This is a genomic window from Endozoicomonas sp. 2B-B (assembly GCF_053470045.1).
In genome coordinates, this window is the sequence record NZ_JBLZMU010000001.1 from 22,594 (window position 1) to 40,279 (window position 17,686).

The window sequence follows — 17,686 nt, forward strand, 5'->3', positions numbered from 1 at the left end:
CACTGATCTCAATATTGTGAACTTTCAGCATAAAACCGAGTCAAATGCATTTTGAATGTCTTTTTCATACAAGGATAAATACCACCTTTGGCGTTTTGAAGGAGTAAGGCATGAGCCCTGTTAACAGCAATTCGGGTATTGACTCGCCAACACATGGACAACCTCAACTTGAGGAAGCATCAACAGCTTTCAGTGCAGGCAGGGAGGTTAGTATATACAACCAAAATCAATCGCCATTCCTCTGTTTACCCCACGAAACAAAGTCGATGATTATTCGCTATTTGGGTTTTCGCGAGATTACCCGTTTAGCAAAGGTATGCAGACATCTTCGCGATCTTGTTGAAAACGATAAAGCTCTGGAAAGAGCCTGGTTTCGGCGGTTTCCTTCACAACACCAATATCAACTAAAGGCCATGATAACGAAAAAAGATGAGCAACAACTCCGTGACTGGTTGGCGCCGTTTGCGGATAAAGACACTGTCGAGTCACTTTTAAAACAACGAGAAAGTACTTACTTTCCTGCTCAGCTCCTTTTCACCAACAGTAAACTGACGTCTCAATGTAAAAAATTCAAGCTGGCAGAAAAAGCCAGAATTCCCCATTCTGAAGTTATCAACACAGCCACCTTCAGCGCCGACAGCCGCCGTGTAGTGACCACCAGTTGGGATAATAATTTGAAAATCTATGGCCAGGAGAATGGTGGAACCTGGGAAGAAAAAAACACTATTAGCCATAATGGTGCAGTCATGTCGGCCAGCTTTAGCTCTGATGGCCGTCATGTGTCAGCCACCGGTTATGAAAACACAGTCACTATCTACAGTCAGGCAGACAATGGATCCTGGGAAGCAAAAGCCACCATTCCCAATGTTCGTAATATCAGTTCAGTCACATTCACTGCTGATGGGCTTCGTTTAGTGACCGCCGGCACAGATCACACGGTGAAAATCTTTGGCCAGGGAGACAATGGATCATGGGAATTAGAGGACACCATTTACCATACCACTCCGATCGAATCGGCCATGTTCAGCGTCGATGAGAGTCTTCTGGCGATCCACGATACACATTTCGTTATTACAATCTATGGTAGGGGGGCCGCTGGAAAATGGGTGGAGAAAGCCACCCTTCAAGGCACCCATATCGCAATTGCCGATATCAGCGCCGATAACTGTCATCTGTTAACCAAAGATTCCGGTTACAAGGCAAATATCTTTAACCTGCAGGCCGATGGATCATGGCGAAAACAAGCCAGCATTACCCATAAGAACAGAATCCTCTCAGCCACCTTCAGTGCCGATGGTCGTCTTGTGGTGACCGCCAGTGCAGATGGTACGGCAAAAGTTTTTGGTCTGCAGACCGATGGGGCATGGCTGGAAAAGGCCACCATCCGACACAAGGAAGCAGTCAACTCAGCCGACTTCAGTCCCGATGACCGATATGTGATGACCCTCGGTGTTGATCACACTGCGATAATCACTGAGCTGCGGAAGGACGATGATGATCGAATGAGCCTGACCCAACGCCTGCCTGAGGTTAGCTGTCTCCTCTTTTGACCCATGACCTTGAAAAATTTTCCCGGATCAGGGCTCTGTTTTTCCTGGTTTCACTGATCTCAATATTGTGAACTTTCAGCATAAAACCGAGTCCAACCTGTTGAATCCATTTTGAATGTCCTTTTCGTGCATTCAGTCTTCCAGCTGCTTAACAGTGATACCCAGAGCTTGCGCCACACGGGACAGGGTTCGTTCGGTTGGCGATTCCGTGTTCTCAATTTGGGCCATAGCCGACTGGCTGATACCGAGCCGGTCAGCCAGTTGTGTCTGGGTCAGTTTTTTATACTTGCGCCATGCAGTAATCAGGCTCAAACCCTGTAGCTGGAACCCCACCACTTCATGGGGGAAATAGGCTTCAGTGGCCTGACCAGTGAGCTGCAGCCATTGGTCATAAGGAACGACTGCAAAAGCCGGTTTACCGGAATGAGTAATGATCTGGACGTCAGTAGGTATGTTCATTTCTACGTTTAACCTCTTCTATGGTGACGATACGAACAGCACCGTCGAAGTTGAAAAAGACTCTGAAAGGTCCCACTCGTAAACGATATTCGTACTCATGGTTCGTCAGTTTCTTTATGTTCTGACAAGCCGGAAAGCACTCAAGAGCTAACACTTCTTCATGTATTTTTTTGGCTTCTTTATTAGGCAGTTTAAGAAGTTGCTTACGGGCTTTGTTGGACCAGCTTATAGTATTCATGACTTATATTATAAGTTAATTTATTAAAATTACAGTCTAACAACCACCATTTTTTCTGCCCCACGGAATGGCGGTTTTTTTATGCCTGAACTAAGCGAACATGCAAACGCTGGTACCATCAGGTGATTAACACCTGCCTGAGGCTGGTTGTCTCCTCTTTTGCTTTTGACCCACGACCTTAAAAAATTTTCACGGATCAGGGCTCTCTTTTTGCTGGTTTCACTGACCTCAATATTGTGAACTTTCAGCATAAAACCGAGTCGAATCCATTTTGAATGTCTTTTTCATACAAAGATAAATACCAACTTTGGAGTTTTGAAGGAGCCAGGCATGAGCCCTGTTAACAGCAATTCGGGTATTGACTCGCCAACTCATGGACAACCTCAACTTGAGGAAGCATCAACGGTTTTCAGTGCAGGCAGGGAGGTTAGTGTATACATGCAAAATCAATCGCCATTGCTCTGTTTACCCTTCGAAACAAAATCGATGATTATTCGCTATTTGGGTTTTCGCGAGATTACCCGTTTAGCAAAGGTATGCAGGCATCTTCGCGATCTTGTTGAAAACGATAAAGCTCTGGAAAGAGCCTGGTTTCGGCGGTTTCCTCCACGACACCAATATCAACTTAAGGCCATGATAACGAGAAAAGATGAGCAACAACTTCGTGACTGGCTGGCGCCGTTTGCGGATGAGGACACTGTCGAGTCACTTTTAAAACAACGAGAAAGTACTTACTTTCCTGCTCAGCTCCTTTTCACCAACAGTAAACTGATGTCTCAATGTAAAAAATTCAAGCTGGTAGAAAAAACCGAAATTCCCCATGCTGACTATATCAGGACAGCCACCTTCAGCGCCGACAGCCGCCGTGTGGTGACCGCCAGTTGGGATCATGAGTTGAAAATCTATGGCCAGGAGAATGATGGAACCTGGGAAGAAAAAAACACTATTACCCATAATGGTCCTGTCAGGTCGGCCTGCTTTAGCTCTGATGGCCGTCATGTGTTAGCCGCCGGTTATGAAAGGGCATTCACTATCTACAGTCAGGCGGACAATGGATCCTGGCAAGCAAAAGCCACCATTCCAGATGTTATTAATGTCAGATCAGCCACCTTCACTGCTGATGGCTGCCGTTTGGTGATTGTCGGTCGAGATCACACGGTGAAAATCTTTGCTCAGGGAGACAATGGATCATGGGAATTAGAGGAAACCATTTGCCATACCAGTCCAATCGAATCGGCCAGGCTCAGCGCCAATGAGAGTCTTCTGGTGATCCAGGATACAGAATTCGTTGTTTCAATCTACGGCAAGGAGGCCTCTGGATCATGGGTGGAAAAAGCCACCATTGAAGAAAACCCGATCGTAATTGTCAATATCAGCGCCGATAGCTGCCACCTGTTAACCAAAGATATAAATCACAAGGCAATTATCTTTAACCTGCAGGCCGATGGATCATGGAAAAAAGCAGCCACGATTTCCCATGATGATATAATCAACTTGGCCACCTTCAGCGCCGATAGCTGCCATGTGGTGACCACCGGTTGGGATCACAAGGCGAAAATCCACAGCCAGAGGGCTGATTCATCATGGCAGGAAAAAGGCTGCATCACCCACAATAACGAGATCACCTCAGCCACCTTCACTGCCGATTGCCTTCATGTGGTGACCACCAGTAGAGATAACACGGCAAAAATCAGTAGTCTTCAGGCCGATGGATCATGGCAAGAAAAAGCCTGCATTAGCCATAAGAACAGCGTCCACTCAGCCACCCTCAGTGCCGATGGTTGTCATATGGTAACCGCCAGTAGGGATGGTACGGCGAAAGTTTTTGGTCTGCAGACCGATGGGTCATGGCTGAAAAAAGCCATCATCCGACACGATAAAGGAGTCATCTCAGCCAACTTCAGTCCCGATGACCGACATGTGGTGACCGTCAGTTTTGATCCAAGTGCGAGAATCACTGAACTATCGAAGGCCGATGATGATCGAATGTGCGTAACCCACCTCCTGTCTCAGGCTGAATGCATCCTCTTTTGATCTATGACCTTGAAAAAAAATTTCCCGGACCAGGGCTCTGTTTTTTCCTGGCTTCACTGACCTCAATATTGTGAACTTTCATCCTGAAACCGAGTCCAACCTGTTGAATCCATTTTGAATGTCTTTTTAATACAAAAAGGATAAATACTCACTTTGGCGTTTTGAAGGAGCCAGGCATGAGCCCTGTTAACAGCAATTCGGGCATTGACTCGCCAACACCTGTACAACCTCAACTTGAGGAAGCATCAACGGTTGTCAGTGCAGGCAGGGAGGTCAGTGTATACCACCAAAATCAATCGCCATTCCTCTGTTTACCCCACGAAACAAAGTCAATGATTATTCGCTATTTGGGTTTTCGCGAGATTACCCGTTTAGCCAAGGTATGCAGGCATCTTCGCGATCTTGTTGAAAACGATAAAGCTCTGGAAAGAGCCTGGTTTCGCCGATTTCCCCGCTGTGTCAGGATAGTTGTCCCGCTCACTGATTAACCAATAAAAGCTAGACAGTGGGCGATGGACGTTGAATATGCCTCGTTTTTCAGAGGAACGTAAATCAGCTGTTTTGAAAAAACTGTTACCACCACACAATCGCTCTGTGCCGGATGTTGCCAGAGAGGAAGGTATCAGCGAACAAACCCTGTATAATTGGCGTAAAAAACTACGGGACAAAGGATTACCTGTGCCAGGGAACGAACAAAAATCAGAACAATGGTCTGCTGAAAGCAAGTTTGCCGTGGTCGTCGAAACCGCTGCTTTGTCAGAAACAGAGTTAAGTGAATACTGCCGTAAAAAAGGGCTTTATCCTCAACAAGTCAAGGAGTGGAAGCACGCTTGTATTTCAGGTGCTGTTCAGGCTTCTCAGCGTGCAGACCAGGAAAGCAAGCAATTAAAACAAGAGCGTAAGCGCAATCAGAGCCTTGAAAAAGAGCTTCGCCGTAAAGACAAGGCGTTGGCAGAAGCTGCAGCCCTGCTGGTGCTATCAAAAAAGCTCGATGCCTTCTACGGGATAGACAGCGAGGACAACTGACACCTGTCGATAAGCGCCGCCAACTGCTGACATGGTTTGATGAGGCTATAGCAAACGGCGCTTCTCGCTGGAAGGCTGCTGAACAATTGGAAATATCCCTGAAAACACTGAATCGCTGGCGCGATGACAATGGTGCAGTGTTAACGGACAAACGCCCGGATGCCTTGCGCCCGGTACCCTCTAACAAACTGACTGAGGAAGAGGAGCAACGTATTCTGACTATCAGTAATGAAGATGAGTATGCGAGCCTGCCACCATCGCAGATCGTGCCAGCCCTTGCAGACAAGGGAGTATACGTTGCTTCTGAATCTAGCTTTTACCGTGTGTTGAAAAAGTATGGTCAGTTGCACCACCGCGGTCGTTCAAGAAAGCGATCGAAAAGCAACAAGCCGACAACCTATGTTGCTACTGGCCCTAACCAGGTCTGGTGTTGGGACATCAGTTACATACCTTCCAGGGTACGCGGCCAGTTCTGGTACCTCTACCTGATACTGGACGTTTACAGTCGTAAGATTGTTGGTTGGGAGATTCATAGCCGTGAGTCTGGTGAGTTAGCCAGTGAACTGATTAACCGGACAATGGTGGCTGAAAAATGCACTAAAACACCGCTTGTACTGCACTCAGACAATGGGGCTCCAATGACGTCGAGTACCTTTAAGGCCAAGCTTGAGGAATTGGGCATTATTCCCTCTCATAGTCGCCCAAGGGTGAGTAACGATAACGCATTTGCAGAATCGATCTTTAAAACGGTGAAGTACTGTCCTCAGTGGCCATCTCAAGGTTTTCTGACGTTAGAACACAGTCGACAGTGGATGCTGAAGTTTGAGCGCTTTTATAACAATGAACACCGCCATAGCTCAATCCGCTTTGTGACACCTGCGCAACGGCATGAGAAAAGAGATCAGGAAATCCTGAATCACCGGAAACAGGTGTATACCAAAGCGCGAGAAGCTAATCCAACGCGCTGGTCAGGAGTTATCAGAAACTGGGAGCCTGTAGGTGCGGTTGCACTGAATCCTGAGCGGTTGTCTGAAGCAAGAATTAACGAGAAAAAGGCAGCCTAAAATTCAGTTTTCGGGACAACTATCTTGAAAAACTCCGTTTCCTTCACAACACCAATATCAACTAAAGGCCATGATAACGAGAAAAGATGAGCAACAACTTCGTGACTGGCTGGCGCCGTTTGCGGATGAGGACACTGTCGAGTCACTTTTAAAACAACGAGAAAGTACTTACTTTCCTGCTCAGCTCCTTTTCACCAACAGTAAACTGATGTCTCAATGTAAAAAATTCAGGCTGGTAGAAAAAGCTAAAATTCCCCATGCTAACTTTATCAACACAGCCACCTTCAGCGCCGACAGCCGCCGTGTAGTGACCGCCAGTTGGGATCATAAGTTGAAAATCTATGGCCAGGAGAATGGTGGAACCTGGGAAGAAAAAAACACTATTACCCACAGCGGTGCAGTCAGGTCGGCCAGCTTTAGCTCTGATGGCTTTCATGTGTTAGCCGCCGGTTATGAAAGGGCATTCACTATCTACAGTCAGGCGGACAATGGATCCTGGCAAGCAAAAGCCACCACTCCAGATGTTATTAATGTCAGATCAGCCACCTTCACTGCTGATGGCTGCCGTTTGGTGATTGTCGGTCGAGATCACACGGTGAAAATCTTTGCTCAGGGAGACAATGGATCATGGGAATTAGAGGAAACCATTTGCCATACCAGTCCGATCGAATCGGCCAGGCTCAGTGTCGATGAGAGTCTTCTGGCGATCCGCGATATAAATTCCGTTGTTACAATCTATGGCAAGCGGGCCGCTGGATCATGGGTGGAAAAAGCCACCATTCAACGCACCCAGTATGCAATTCTCGATATCAGCGCCAATAACTGCCACCTGTTAACCAGAGCAGGTTTCAAGGTAAATATTTTTAACCTGCAGGCCGACGGATCATGGAAAGAAGCAGACACGATTTCTCATAATTTTATAGTTAACACAGCCACCTTCAGCGCCGATAGCTGCCATGTGGTCACTGCCAGTAAGGATCATCAGGCGAAAATCTATAGCAAGAGGGCTGATTCATCATGGCAAGAAAAAGCCTGTATTACCCACAATGACGAGCTCACCTCAGCCAACTTCAGTGCCGATTGCCTCCATGTGGTGACCACCAGTAATGATAACACGGCAAAAATCTATGGCCTGCAGGCCAATGGATCATGGCGAGAAGAAGCCAACATTAGCCATAAGAACAGGGTACCCCCAGCCACCTTCAGTGCCGATGGTCGTCTTGTGGTTACCCCCAGTTGGGATGGTACGGCGAAAGTTTTTGGTCTGCAGACCGATGGGTTATGGCTGGAAAAAGCCACCGTCCGACACGATAAAGGAGTCATCTCAGCCAACTTCAGTCCCGATGACCGACATGTGGTGACCATCAGTTATGATCACAGTGCGAGAATCACTGAGCTGAGGGAGGACGATGATGATCGAATGAGCGCAATCCAGCACCTGCCTGAGGCTGGTTGTCTCCTCTTTTGACCCATGACCTTGAAAAACTTTCCCGGATAAGGGTTCTGTTTTTTCCTGGTTTCACTGACCTCAATATTGTGAACTTTCATTCTATAGCCGAGTCCAACCTGTTGAATCCATTTTGAATGCCTTTTTCATACAAAAGGATAAATACTAACTTTGGAGTTTTGAAGGAGTCAGGCATGAGCCCTGTTAACAGCAATTCGGGCATTGACTCGCCAACACCTGTACAACCTCAACTTGAGGAAGCATCAACGGTTGTCAGTGCAGGCAGGGAGGTCAGTGTATACATCCAAAATCAATCGCCATTGCTCTGTTTACCCTATGAAACAAAATCGATGATTATTCGCTATTTGGGCTTTCGCGAGATTACCCGTTTAGCCAAGGTATGCAGGCATCTTCGCGATCTTGTTGAAAACGATAAAGCTCTGGAAAGAGCTTGGTTTCGCCGGTTTCCTTCACGACACCAATATCAACTTAAGGCCATGATAACGAAAAAAGATGAGCAACAACTCCGTGACTGGCTGGCGCCGTTTGCGGATGAGGACACTGTCGAGTCACTTTTAAAACAACGAGAAAGTACTTACTTCCCTGCTCAACTCCTTTTCACCAACAGTAAACTGATGTCTCAATGTAAAACATTCAGCCTGGTGGAAAAAACCGAAATCAACCATTTTAACCGTATCAGCACAGCCACCTTCAGCGCCGACAGCCGCCATGTGGTGACCGCCAGTGTGGATCATAAGTTGAAAATCTATGGCCAGGAGAATGGCGGAACCTGGGAAGAAAAAAACACTATTACCCATAGTGGTGCAGTCAAGTCGGCCAGCTTTAGCTCTGATGGCCTTCATGTGTTAGCCACCGGTTATGATAAGAAAGTCACTATCTACAGTCAGGCGGACAATGGATCCTGGGAAGCAAAAGCCACCATTCCTAATGTTAATAATGTCAAGTCAGTCACCTTCATTGCTGATGGCTGCCGTTTGATGACTGTCGGTCCAGATCACACGGTAAAATTCTTTGGTCAGGGGGACAATGGATCATGGGAATTAGAGGATACTATTTACCATACCAGTCCGGTCAATTCGGCCAGGTTCAGTGTCGATGAGAGTCTTCTGGCAATCCACGATATAAATGCCGTTGTTACAATCTACGGCAAGGTGGCCAGTGGATCATGGGTGGAAAAAGCCACCCTTCAAGGCATCCAGATCGCAATTGCCGATATCAGCGCCGATAACTGCCATGTGGTGACCACCAGTTGGGATGGCAGTACAAAAATCTATAGCCAGAAGACCTCTGCATCATGGCAGGAAACAGCCTGTATATCCCACGCCAGATGGCTCACCTCAGCCAACTTTAGTGCCGATTGCCTCCATGTAGTGATCGCCAGTAATGATAACACGGCAAAAATCAATGGCCTGCAGGCCAATGGATCATGGCAAGAAGAAGCCAACATTAGCCATAAGAACAGCATCCTCTCAGCCACCTTCAGTGCCGATGGTCGTCTTGTGGTCACCGCCAGTGCGGATGGTAAGGCGAAAGTTTTTGGTCTGCAGACCGATGGCGCATGGCTGGAAAAAGCTACCATCCGACACAAGAAAGGAGTCCTCTCAGCCGACTTCAGTCCCGATGACCGATATGTGGTGACCATCAGTGATAATTACATTGCGAGAATCACTGAGCTGTGGAAGGACGATGATGATCGAATGAGTGTAACCCGACGCCCGCCTCAGGTTGGTTGTCTGCTCTTTTGATCCATGTCCTTGAAAAATTTTCCCGGATCAGGGCTCTGCTTTTTCCTGGTTTCACTGACCCCAATAGTGTGAACTTTCATACTAAAACCAGGTCCAACCTGTTGAATCCATTTTGAATGTCTTTTTCATACAAAAAGGATAAATACTAACTTTGGAGTTTTGAAGGAGCCAGGCATGGGCCCTGTTAACAGCAATTCGGGCATTGACTCGCCAACACCTGGACAACCTCAACTTGAGGAAGCATCAACGGTTGTCAGTGCAGGCAGGGAGGTCAGTGTATACATCCAAAATCAATCGCCATTGCTCTGTTTACCCTATGAAACAAAGTCAATGATTATTCGCTATTTGGGTTTTCGCGAGATTACCCGTTTAGCCAAGGTATGCAGGCATCTTCGCGATCTTGTTGAAAACGATAAAGCTCTGGAAAAAGCCTGGTTTCGCCGATTTCCTTCACAACATCAATATCAACTAAAGGCCATGATAACGAGAAAAGATGAGCAACAACTTCGTGACTGGCTGGCGCCGTTTGCGGATGAGGACACTGTCGAGTCACTTTTAAAACAACGAGAAAGTACTTACTTTCCTGCTCAACTCCTTTTCACCAACAGTAAACTGATGTCTCAATGTAAAACATTCAGTCTGGTGGAAAAAACCGAAATCAACCATTCTAACCGTATCAGCACAGCCACCTTCAGCGCCGACAGCCGCCATGTGTTGACCGCCAGTGTGGATCATAAGTTGAAAATCTATGGCCAGGAGAATGGTGGAACCTGGGAAGAAAAAAACACTATTACCCATAACGATGCAGTCATGTCGGCCAGCTTTAGCTCTGATGGCCGTCATGTGTTAGCCGTGATAGCCTACGGTTACCGTCATACATTCAATATCTACGGTCAGGCAGACAATGGATCCTGGGAAGCAAAAGCCTCCATTCCTCATGTTCTCAATGTCAATTCAGTCACCTTCAATGCTGATGGCCGCCGTTTGCTGACTGTCGGTCCAGATCACACGGTGAAATTCTTTGGTCAGGGGGACATCGGATCGTGGGAATTAGAAGAGACTGTTTATCATTCCAGTCTGATCCATTCGGTCAGGTTCAGTGTCGATGAGAGTCTTCTGGCGATCTTCGATATAAATTACGTTGTTACAATCTATGGCAAGGGGGCCGATGGATCATGGGTAGAAAAAGCCACCCTTCAAGGCATCGCAGAAATCGCCAATTTCAGCGCCGATAGCTGCCACCTGTTAGCCTACAGTTTAGGTCGCACGGCAAATATCTATGACCTGCAGGCCGATGGATCATGGAAAAAAGCAGCCTCAATTTATCATGATAATTTGATCATCACAGCCACCTTCAGCTCCGATAGCTGCCATGTGGTGACCGCCAGTTGGGACGGCAAGGCAAAAATCTATAGCCAGAAGGCCTCCGCATCATGGCAGGAAAAAGCCTGTATCTCCCACACTAATAGAGTCGTCTCAGCCACCTTCAGTGCCGATTGCCTCCATGTGGTGACCACCAGTGACGATAATACGGCAAAAATCAGTGGTCTCCAGGCCGACGGATCATGGCAGGAAGAAGCCAGCATTCCCCATAGGCACAGAGTCTTCTCAGCCAACTTCAGTGCCGATGGTCGTCTTGTGGTCACCGCCAGTTTGGATGGTACGGCGAAAGTTTTTGGTCTGCAGAACGACGGCGCATGGCTGGAAAAAGCCACCATCCGACACGAGAAAGGATTCATCTCAGCCGACTTCAGTCCCGATGACCGGCATGTGCTGACCGTCAGTAATGATTACAGTGCGAGAATCACTGAGCTGCGGAAGGACGATGATGATCGAATGAGCACAACCCAGCAACTGCCTGAGGCTAGTTGTCTCCTCTTTTGATCCATGACCTTGAAAAATTTTCCCGGATCAGAGCTCTGCTTTTTCCTGATTTCACTGACCCCAATATTTTGAACTTTCATCCTGAAACCGAGTCGAATCCATTTTGAATGTCTTTTTCATACAAAGATAAATACCAACTCTGGAGCTTAGAAGGAGACAGGCATGGGCCCTGTTAATAGAAATTCGGGTATTGACTCGCCAACACCTGGACAACCTCAACTTGAGGAAGCATCAACGGTTGTCAGTGCAGGCAGGGAAGTTAGTGTATACAAGCAAAATCAATCGCCATTGCTCTGTTTACCCTACGAAACAAAATCGATGATCATTCGCTATTTGGGTTTTCGCGAGGTTACCCGTTTAAAACTGGTATGCAAATTTCTTTGCACACTTGTTGAAGAGGATAAAGTTCTGGAAAGAGCGTGGATTCGCAAGTTTCCTTCGCCCTACCATTATCAACCAAAGACCATCGTCAGGACAAAAGATGAGCAACAGCTCCGTCATTGGTTGGAGGCGTTTGCGGATATGGGCACTGTCGAGTCACTCTTAGAACAACAAAAGAGTACTTATTTTCCTGCTCAGTTGCTTTTCATTAACAGTAAACTGATGTCTCAATGTGAAAAGTTCAAGTTAGTGGAAAAAATCGAAATGACCCATGATAAAAAAGTCAGAGCGGTCAATTTCAGCCCCGATAATCGCCATCTGGCATCCGTCAGTGAAGATAAAACAGTGAAAATCTGCAGCCAGAAGACCGATGGATCATGGGAACCAAAAGCCACCTTTTTCCATAATCACAGGGCTGTTTTAGCCAACTTCAGCCCCGACGGCCGCTATCTGGTAACTGCCAGTCACGATAATACAGCAAGAATCTATGTTCAGCAGGACGATGGATCATGGGAACCAACAGCCACCTTTACCCACGATAATTGGGTTGCATCAGCCACCTTCAGCCCAGATGGCCGCCATCTGCTAACCGCCAGTCATGATCACACAGCGAAAATCTACGGTCAGGGGGACGATGGATCATGGGAGGTAAAAGCCATCATTTTCCATAATCATATGATTCTTTCAGCCACCTTCAGCGCTGATAGTCAGCATATGATGAGCGTCGGCTTTGATCACACGGTGAGGATCCGTAGTCAGGGGGACGATGGATTATGGGAACTAGAGGACACTATTCATGAAAGTTATGTCTATTCAGCCAGACTCAGTCCCGATGACCGTCATCTGGCGATCATCTGCGTTGATTACGCTCTAAAAATTTATGGTCGGGGGGACGATGGATCATGGGTAAAAAAAGCCCCCCTTCAACACAGGAGCACAATCACATCTGCCAACTTCAGCGCCGATAGCTGTCATCTGGTAACCGTCAGTTTAGATGACACGGCAAAAATCTTTGACCTGCAAACCGATGGATCGTGGAAAGAAATAGCCACGATTCCTCATGATTGTAACGTTCGCTCAGCCGAATTCAGCGCCAATAGCCTCCATGTGGTGACTGCCAGTGATGATAAGACCGCAAAAATATACACCCGAAAGGCCCCTGGATTATGGGAAGAAACAGCCTGCATTACCCATAAGAAGGTGGTCAACTCAGCCAAATTCAGCGCCGATTGCCTTCATGTGGTGACCACCAGTGATGATAACACAGCGAAAGTCCTTGGCCTGCAGGCCGATGGATCATGGTTGGAAAAAGCCATCATCAGGCACAAGAAAGCAGTCACCTCAGCCAACTTCAGTACCGATGGCCGAAACCTGGTGACGGTCAGTAAAGATATCAGCGTAAGAATCACCGAACTACGCAAGAAGGATTGATGATCGAATAAGCGTATTTTTGCTTAGAACCGATTAAAAAACAGTGTCAGGTGTCTTTGTGCCAGTCTTTGCTATGCTGTTCCTCTTTGACATTTTATCAAGGAGTAACCCATGAGTGCGAAACCCAAACCTCAGTCGACAGAGATTGATCATATTCGTAACACTCTGGCTGACGTAGTTGACGGCCTTGGTCAAACCCGTGGTGAGATGCACCAGAGATTTGACCAGCAAGACAAGCGCCTTGACCAGCAAGATAAGCGCCTTGACCAGCAGAGCAAAGAAATCAGCGAACGGTTTGACCAGCAAGACAAGCGCCTTGACCAGCAGAGCAAAGAAATCAGCGAACGGTTTGACCAGCAAGACAAGCGCCTTGACCAGCAGGATAAGCGCCTTGACCAGCAGAGCAAAGAAATTAGCGAACGGTTTGACCAGCAAGACAAGCGCCTTGACCAGCAGAGCAAAGAAATCAGCAAACGGTTTGACCAGCAAGATAAGCGCCTTGACCAGCAAGATAAGCGCCTTGACCAGCAAGGTTCTGATATTGCTGCTATCAAAGAAATGCTCCAAGCCTTACTCTCCCGCTAATAACCACGCCACCTAACAATTCACTTGACGGGGAAAGCTACGCTGCCCTCAGTTCTGGGTTATATCGAGAGCACAATGGCAATTTTTGCACTTGGCTCTCAATGAAAAAATTTCTTTCCATTCTTTACCCGAATCAGGGCTCTTCTTTCTCTTAATTGTTTTGAACTTCCATTATAAAACCGAGTCTAAGAGATCGATTTAATTTCGAACGCGCTTTCCAAACGGAAATAAATAATACCAATCGTGCTTTGGAGGAACCCGCCCGATATGAACCCTTTGAACAACAATTCCAGCGATGACGGTACAGTCTCGCCAACACCCAAGCGACCTCGACTGGAAGCAGTGCCAACGGGTGTCACTGCAGGCAGAGACGTTACTCTGTATAACCAAAATCAATCTCCATTCCTCTGTTTGCCCGACGAACCAAAATCTGTGATTATTCGCTATCTGGGCCTGCGCGAGATTGCCCGTTTGGCAAGGGTATGCAAATATCTTGGCGATTTTGTTGAAAACTCTAAAGCCCTGGAAAGAGCATGGTATCGTCGATTTCCTTCACAACACAGAGATCAACTGAAGACCATCTTTAAGGCAAAAACGAATCAAGAACTCCGTGATTGGTTGAGGCCGTTTGCGAATAATGAAACTATCGAGTCACTTGTAGAACGACGAGATAGTGCTTATTTCCCTGCTCTGTTCCTATTCACCAATAGTAAATTGATGTCTCTATGTGAAAAATTTAACCTGGAGACAAAAACCGAAATCATCCATTCCAGCTGGATCCACAAAGCCACTTTAAGCCCCGATAGCCGCCACCTGGTGACCGCCTGTTTGGATAATATATTGAAAATCTCTAGCCGTGAGAACGATGGATCATGGAAAGTTAAAGCCAACATTTCCCATAACGTCACATCAGCCACCTTCAGTCCCGATAGCCGCCATCTGCTAACCGCCAGTCGCGTTAACGCGGTCATCTATGGTATGGAGGAAGATGGATCATGGAAACTAAAATTCACAATTTCCCATGAAGATGGGGTCTGCTCAGCCACCTTCTGTGCAGATGGCCATCATGTGTTGACCTCCGGTTTGGATAAAAAGTTGAAAATCTATAGACTGGAGAACGATGGATCATGGCAAGCAAAGACCACTATTAACCATAATACTCAAGCCGGTCTGGCCAGCTTCAGCATCGATGGCCGTCATTTGATGATCTACTCTACATACTCTGTGACAATCTACGGTAAGCAGGCCAATGACTCCTGGAACGAAAAAGGCACCATTAACCATAATGGTTGGGTGATGACGGCCCAATTCAGCGCCGATGGCAGCTATGTGGTAACTGCCAGCAGGGATGGCAAGGCAAAAATATATGGCCTGCAGGACGATGGATCATGGAAAAAAACAGACGAGATTCAGCATGATGGCAGTGTCTATTCAGCCAAGTTCAGCACCGATGGCACTCAGGTGGTGACCGCCAGTGAAGATAAAACGACGAAAATCTATGGTCTGCTGGCCGGATCATGGGTAAATAAAGCCATCATTCCTCACGAGAGCCCGGTCCACTCAGCCATCTTCAGCGCCGATAGTCGCCATTTGTTAACTACCATTACTAACAACACGGCAAAAATCTATCGTCTGGAGACCGATGGATCATGGGTAGAAAAAGCCACCATTTCTCACAAAGACAGGATCTATTCAGCCACCTTCAGTACCTATGGTTGTCTTGTAGTGACCGCCAGTAAGGACGCAACGGCGCAAATTTATGGTCTTGGGGCCGATGGATCATGGCTTCAAAAAGCTATTATTTCCCACAGGGGTGTTATCGGTCTCGGCTCAGCCGCCTTCGGTGTCGATGGCCGGCATGTGGTGACCTTCAGTGATTACTCGGCAAGAATCACTGAACTGCAGAAGGACGTTTGATGATCGAATGTTCGTCGTCGGTGCCGCTGGCAGCAATCACTTAATCGTTCAACCTCTCATCTGGAACTCGGCAACGCCTGTAACCTCTTAATCGCCTAAAGCATTGTCACTGTAGCTGTCATTTATGTCAGGGATTTATTTTTATTATTAATCCAAGTTAAAAGAGTGATGTTTCTGAAAAGGTTTGGATACATTTTTTGTTATGCCCTGCTAAGAAAAATACAAATATTGAGGAGCCAAGAAAAAACATGGATGTTACAGAGCTTAATTCAGAACTTTTTAGTAAAGACCTGACAAGGTTTTTAAATGAGCCTGAATCAAAAGGTAGCCCAAGCTTTAAGAACAGAACCATCAAAATTGTGGTTGCTACCCGGCAGTACATGAGCGATACCATTTTAGAGAGGGGGTATGGTGATATTGCATCTGGGGTAAGGGAGTTGGGTTATGTCAGGAAACTCTTTCCTGAAGCAACTTGCTCATTTGTCTTTGAACACCATGCCGCTGACATTGATGAGCTGAATCGATTAAGATCCATTGCCACCTTTGACGACGTTAAAACCTTCATTCTGGATGGTCGCCGTCGACAAATATACCGGCCACCTGAACAGCAGCAGTTAGCCAAAGTGCATCAGGAAGAGGAAGTTTACCAATTGCTGCATGAGGCCGATTTTATCTTGCATGGCCCGAGTGGTTTGATATCGCCGTTGGCAAACAGCCATGGTGAATTTGCCAGCAAAACTGTGGGTGTTAGTGAATATGAACTCAAAAGCGGAGAATATAGTAAAAAAGGCCGTCATGGAATAGAAGAGATTGATATGGGCTTTAGCTGTCAGCGTTTATACCTGATGGAAAATACATACCCTGACACTGTATTCAAGGACGATTTACTGCGTAAGTATTGTGCTAATCCACTGAGCAAAAGCAGTGATGGGAATGACCAGAGCGTATTTTATTTTGTCTATGGTCATGCTAAATATTTTCTTGCTCAGGCGCTGAGAATTCTGCTGCTGATGGAAGCAAACAACGACAGAGATGTGGTGTTAGTCAGCTCTCAGCAGCTTAATCCGGGCCACGTCAGCGAGTATTTCTCTGAACAGCGGCCGGACTTTTTTCCCTATAAGTCTGTTAAGGTATTTAAAATCAACAGTGATGACAAAAAAGATGTGATCATGACTTTTCAAAATCCCGATGGTGAGCAGGAAAAAAATATACACATTATTACCCCTGGTCGAATAGTAAATAGTGACTTTGATCTTTTACAACAAGGTTCTGTAATCAATTGGAGTTCCGGTGATATCAGCCTCTCCGATGTTCTTGCCAAAGGAAAAATCCCAATCGTTGAACCCTATAAAAAAGAGGATCTATTTTGGGGAATGTTGAATGCAGTGAAAAAGTTTTGTGCAATTCCGGGAAATGAGCAATATGGTTCTTTGATGGGCCCTTGGAGAACGGCTTGTGCGAGCTTAGCTTATAACCCCAGGAAAAGTTCTCTCACGAAAAGCCTGGCCAGCAGAGTCTCGTTGCAACAACTGCTTGGCTCGCAATGGCAAGCGTTCGAACGTGACTTCACGGATTGGTTAAAAAAGAACAATCAAACCGAATCATTTATCCGGGAAAAAGCAGAAGCGATTATCCGGAAAACCCTCTTTGCTGAAAACGATGACAATTCCAGCAATGACAGTTCACTCTCGCCAACAACTCAGCAACCTCAGCTGGAGAAAGCACCTGCGGGTTTCAGTGCAGGCAGGGAGTGACTGTCTATGAGAAAACTCACAAAGACAGGATCTATACAACCAGCTTCAGTGCCAATGGTTGTCTTGTAGTGACCGTCCAGAATATGCGAAACCAACTGGTTAGATACTTAAAACCCGGGGTTAACCTCTTAATCGCTTAAAGCATTGTCA

General features: G+C 46.6%; 13 protein-coding genes. 10 read left to right on the forward strand and 3 right to left on the reverse strand.

The window, feature by feature from the left end; all coding sequences use genetic code 11:
* The first annotated feature begins 110 nt into the window (after nt 1-110).
* Nucleotides 111-1,550, forward strand: a complete 1,440-nt coding sequence (locus ACOMHB_RS00095; RefSeq protein WP_448215004.1) for an F-box/WD repeat-containing protein — start codon at nt 111-113, stop codon at nt 1,548-1,550.
* Between the two features lie 132 nt (nt 1,551-1,682).
* Here the strand turns inward: ACOMHB_RS00095 and ACOMHB_RS00100 are convergent, their stop codons facing one another.
* Both ACOMHB_RS00100 and ACOMHB_RS00105 read right to left on the reverse strand, forming a co-directional pair.
* Nucleotides 1,683-2,009 (reverse strand): helix-turn-helix domain-containing protein, encoded by a 327-nt coding sequence (locus tag ACOMHB_RS00100; protein WP_448215005.1) that lies wholly within the window; start codon nt 2,007-2,009, stop codon nt 1,683-1,685.
* Nucleotides 1,993-2,247: a type II toxin-antitoxin system RelE family toxin gene (locus ACOMHB_RS00105; RefSeq protein ID WP_422135939.1), complete on the reverse strand. Its 255-nt coding sequence runs from the start codon at nt 2,245-2,247 to the stop codon at nt 1,993-1,995. The genes ACOMHB_RS00100 and ACOMHB_RS00105 overlap by 17 nt, the downstream gene beginning before the upstream one ends.
* 330 nt (nt 2,248-2,577) lie before the next feature.
* Between ACOMHB_RS00105 and ACOMHB_RS00110 the strand changes: the two genes are divergently transcribed.
* From ACOMHB_RS00110 to ACOMHB_RS00140, 7 genes are all read left to right on the forward strand, one after another.
* Complete coding sequence (locus tag ACOMHB_RS00110) at nt 2,578-4,281, forward strand: F-box/WD repeat-containing protein (protein ID WP_448215006.1); 1,704 nt, start codon at nt 2,578-2,580, stop codon at nt 4,279-4,281.
* A gap of 176 nt (nt 4,282-4,457) precedes the next feature.
* Nucleotides 4,458-4,769 (forward strand): F-box protein, encoded by a 312-nt coding sequence (locus ACOMHB_RS00115; protein WP_448215007.1) that lies wholly within the window; start codon nt 4,458-4,460, stop codon nt 4,767-4,769.
* A gap of 37 nt (nt 4,770-4,806) precedes the next feature.
* Nucleotides 4,807-6,371, forward strand: a protein-coding gene (locus tag ACOMHB_RS00120) for an IS3 family transposase (protein ID WP_448215008.1) whose coding sequence is annotated in 2 segments (ribosomal slippage) — nt 4,807-5,260 and nt 5,260-6,371 — 1,566 coding nt in all. Because the reading frame shifts where the segments join, the coding sequence is not laid out codon by codon here.
* A 70-nt stretch (nt 6,372-6,441) separates the two neighbouring features.
* Entirely contained in the window at nt 6,442-7,839 is a 1,398-nt protein-coding gene (locus ACOMHB_RS00125; protein ID WP_448215009.1) for a WD40 repeat domain-containing protein, read from the forward strand.
* Between the two features lie 173 nt (nt 7,840-8,012).
* Nucleotides 8,013-9,584: an F-box/WD repeat-containing protein gene (locus tag ACOMHB_RS00130; RefSeq protein ID WP_448215010.1), complete on the forward strand. Its 1,572-nt coding sequence runs from the start codon at nt 8,013-8,015 to the stop codon at nt 9,582-9,584.
* Nucleotides 9,585-9,758: 174 nt separating this feature from the next.
* Complete coding sequence (locus ACOMHB_RS00135) at nt 9,759-11,468, forward strand: F-box/WD repeat-containing protein (protein ID WP_448215011.1); 1,710 nt, start codon at nt 9,759-9,761, stop codon at nt 11,466-11,468.
* A 162-nt stretch (nt 11,469-11,630) separates the two neighbouring features.
* Nucleotides 11,631-13,280, forward strand: coding sequence for an F-box/WD repeat-containing protein (locus ACOMHB_RS00140; protein WP_448215012.1), 1,650 nt, complete (start codon nt 11,631-11,633; stop codon nt 13,278-13,280).
* Between the two features lie 33 nt (nt 13,281-13,313).
* Here the strand turns inward: ACOMHB_RS00140 and ACOMHB_RS00145 are convergent, their stop codons facing one another.
* The gene (locus ACOMHB_RS00145; RefSeq protein ID WP_448215013.1) at nt 13,314-13,847 is read right to left on the reverse strand and encodes a hypothetical protein; all 534 of its coding nucleotides are present in this window, start codon (nt 13,845-13,847) and stop codon (nt 13,314-13,316) included.
* A 285-nt stretch (nt 13,848-14,132) separates the two neighbouring features.
* On the opposite strand from ACOMHB_RS00145, the gene ACOMHB_RS00150 reads away from it, so the two are divergent.
* Together ACOMHB_RS00150 and ACOMHB_RS00155 are read left to right on the forward strand one after the other, a co-directional pair.
* On the forward strand, nt 14,133-15,782 hold the full coding sequence (locus ACOMHB_RS00150) for an F-box/WD repeat-containing protein (RefSeq protein WP_448215014.1): 1,650 nt from the start codon (nt 14,133-14,135) through the stop codon (nt 15,780-15,782).
* A 248-nt stretch (nt 15,783-16,030) separates the two neighbouring features.
* Nucleotides 16,031-17,536 (forward strand): hypothetical protein, encoded by a 1,506-nt coding sequence (locus ACOMHB_RS00155; RefSeq protein WP_448215015.1) that lies wholly within the window; start codon nt 16,031-16,033, stop codon nt 17,534-17,536.
* Nucleotides 17,537-17,686 lie beyond the last annotated feature (150 nt).

Excerpts from the sequence above, each read along its gene's own strand:
- ACOMHB_RS00155 (WP_448215015.1), top strand. The coding sequence starts at position 16,031 with ATGGATGTTACAGAGCTTAATTCAGAACTTTTTAGTAAAGACCTGACA.
- ACOMHB_RS00095 (WP_448215004.1), top strand. The coding sequence starts at position 111 with ATGAGCCCTGTTAACAGCAATTCGGGTATTGACTCGCCAACACATGGA.
- ACOMHB_RS00140 (WP_448215012.1), top strand. The coding sequence starts at position 11,631 with ATGGGCCCTGTTAATAGAAATTCGGGTATTGACTCGCCAACACCTGGA.
- ACOMHB_RS00115 (WP_448215007.1), top strand. The coding sequence starts at position 4,458 with ATGAGCCCTGTTAACAGCAATTCGGGCATTGACTCGCCAACACCTGTA.
- ACOMHB_RS00110 (WP_448215006.1), top strand. The coding sequence starts at position 2,578 with ATGAGCCCTGTTAACAGCAATTCGGGTATTGACTCGCCAACTCATGGA.
- ACOMHB_RS00130 (WP_448215010.1), top strand. The coding sequence starts at position 8,013 with ATGAGCCCTGTTAACAGCAATTCGGGCATTGACTCGCCAACACCTGTA.
- ACOMHB_RS00100 (WP_448215005.1), bottom strand. The coding sequence starts at position 2,009 with ATGAACATACCTACTGACGTCCAGATCATTACTCATTCCGGTAAACCG.
- ACOMHB_RS00125 (WP_448215009.1), top strand. The coding sequence starts at position 6,442 with ATGATAACGAGAAAAGATGAGCAACAACTTCGTGACTGGCTGGCGCCG.
- ACOMHB_RS00135 (WP_448215011.1), top strand. The coding sequence starts at position 9,759 with ATGGGCCCTGTTAACAGCAATTCGGGCATTGACTCGCCAACACCTGGA.
- ACOMHB_RS00105 (WP_422135939.1), bottom strand. The coding sequence starts at position 2,247 with ATGAATACTATAAGCTGGTCCAACAAAGCCCGTAAGCAACTTCTTAAA.
- ACOMHB_RS00150 (WP_448215014.1), top strand. The coding sequence starts at position 14,133 with ATGAACCCTTTGAACAACAATTCCAGCGATGACGGTACAGTCTCGCCA.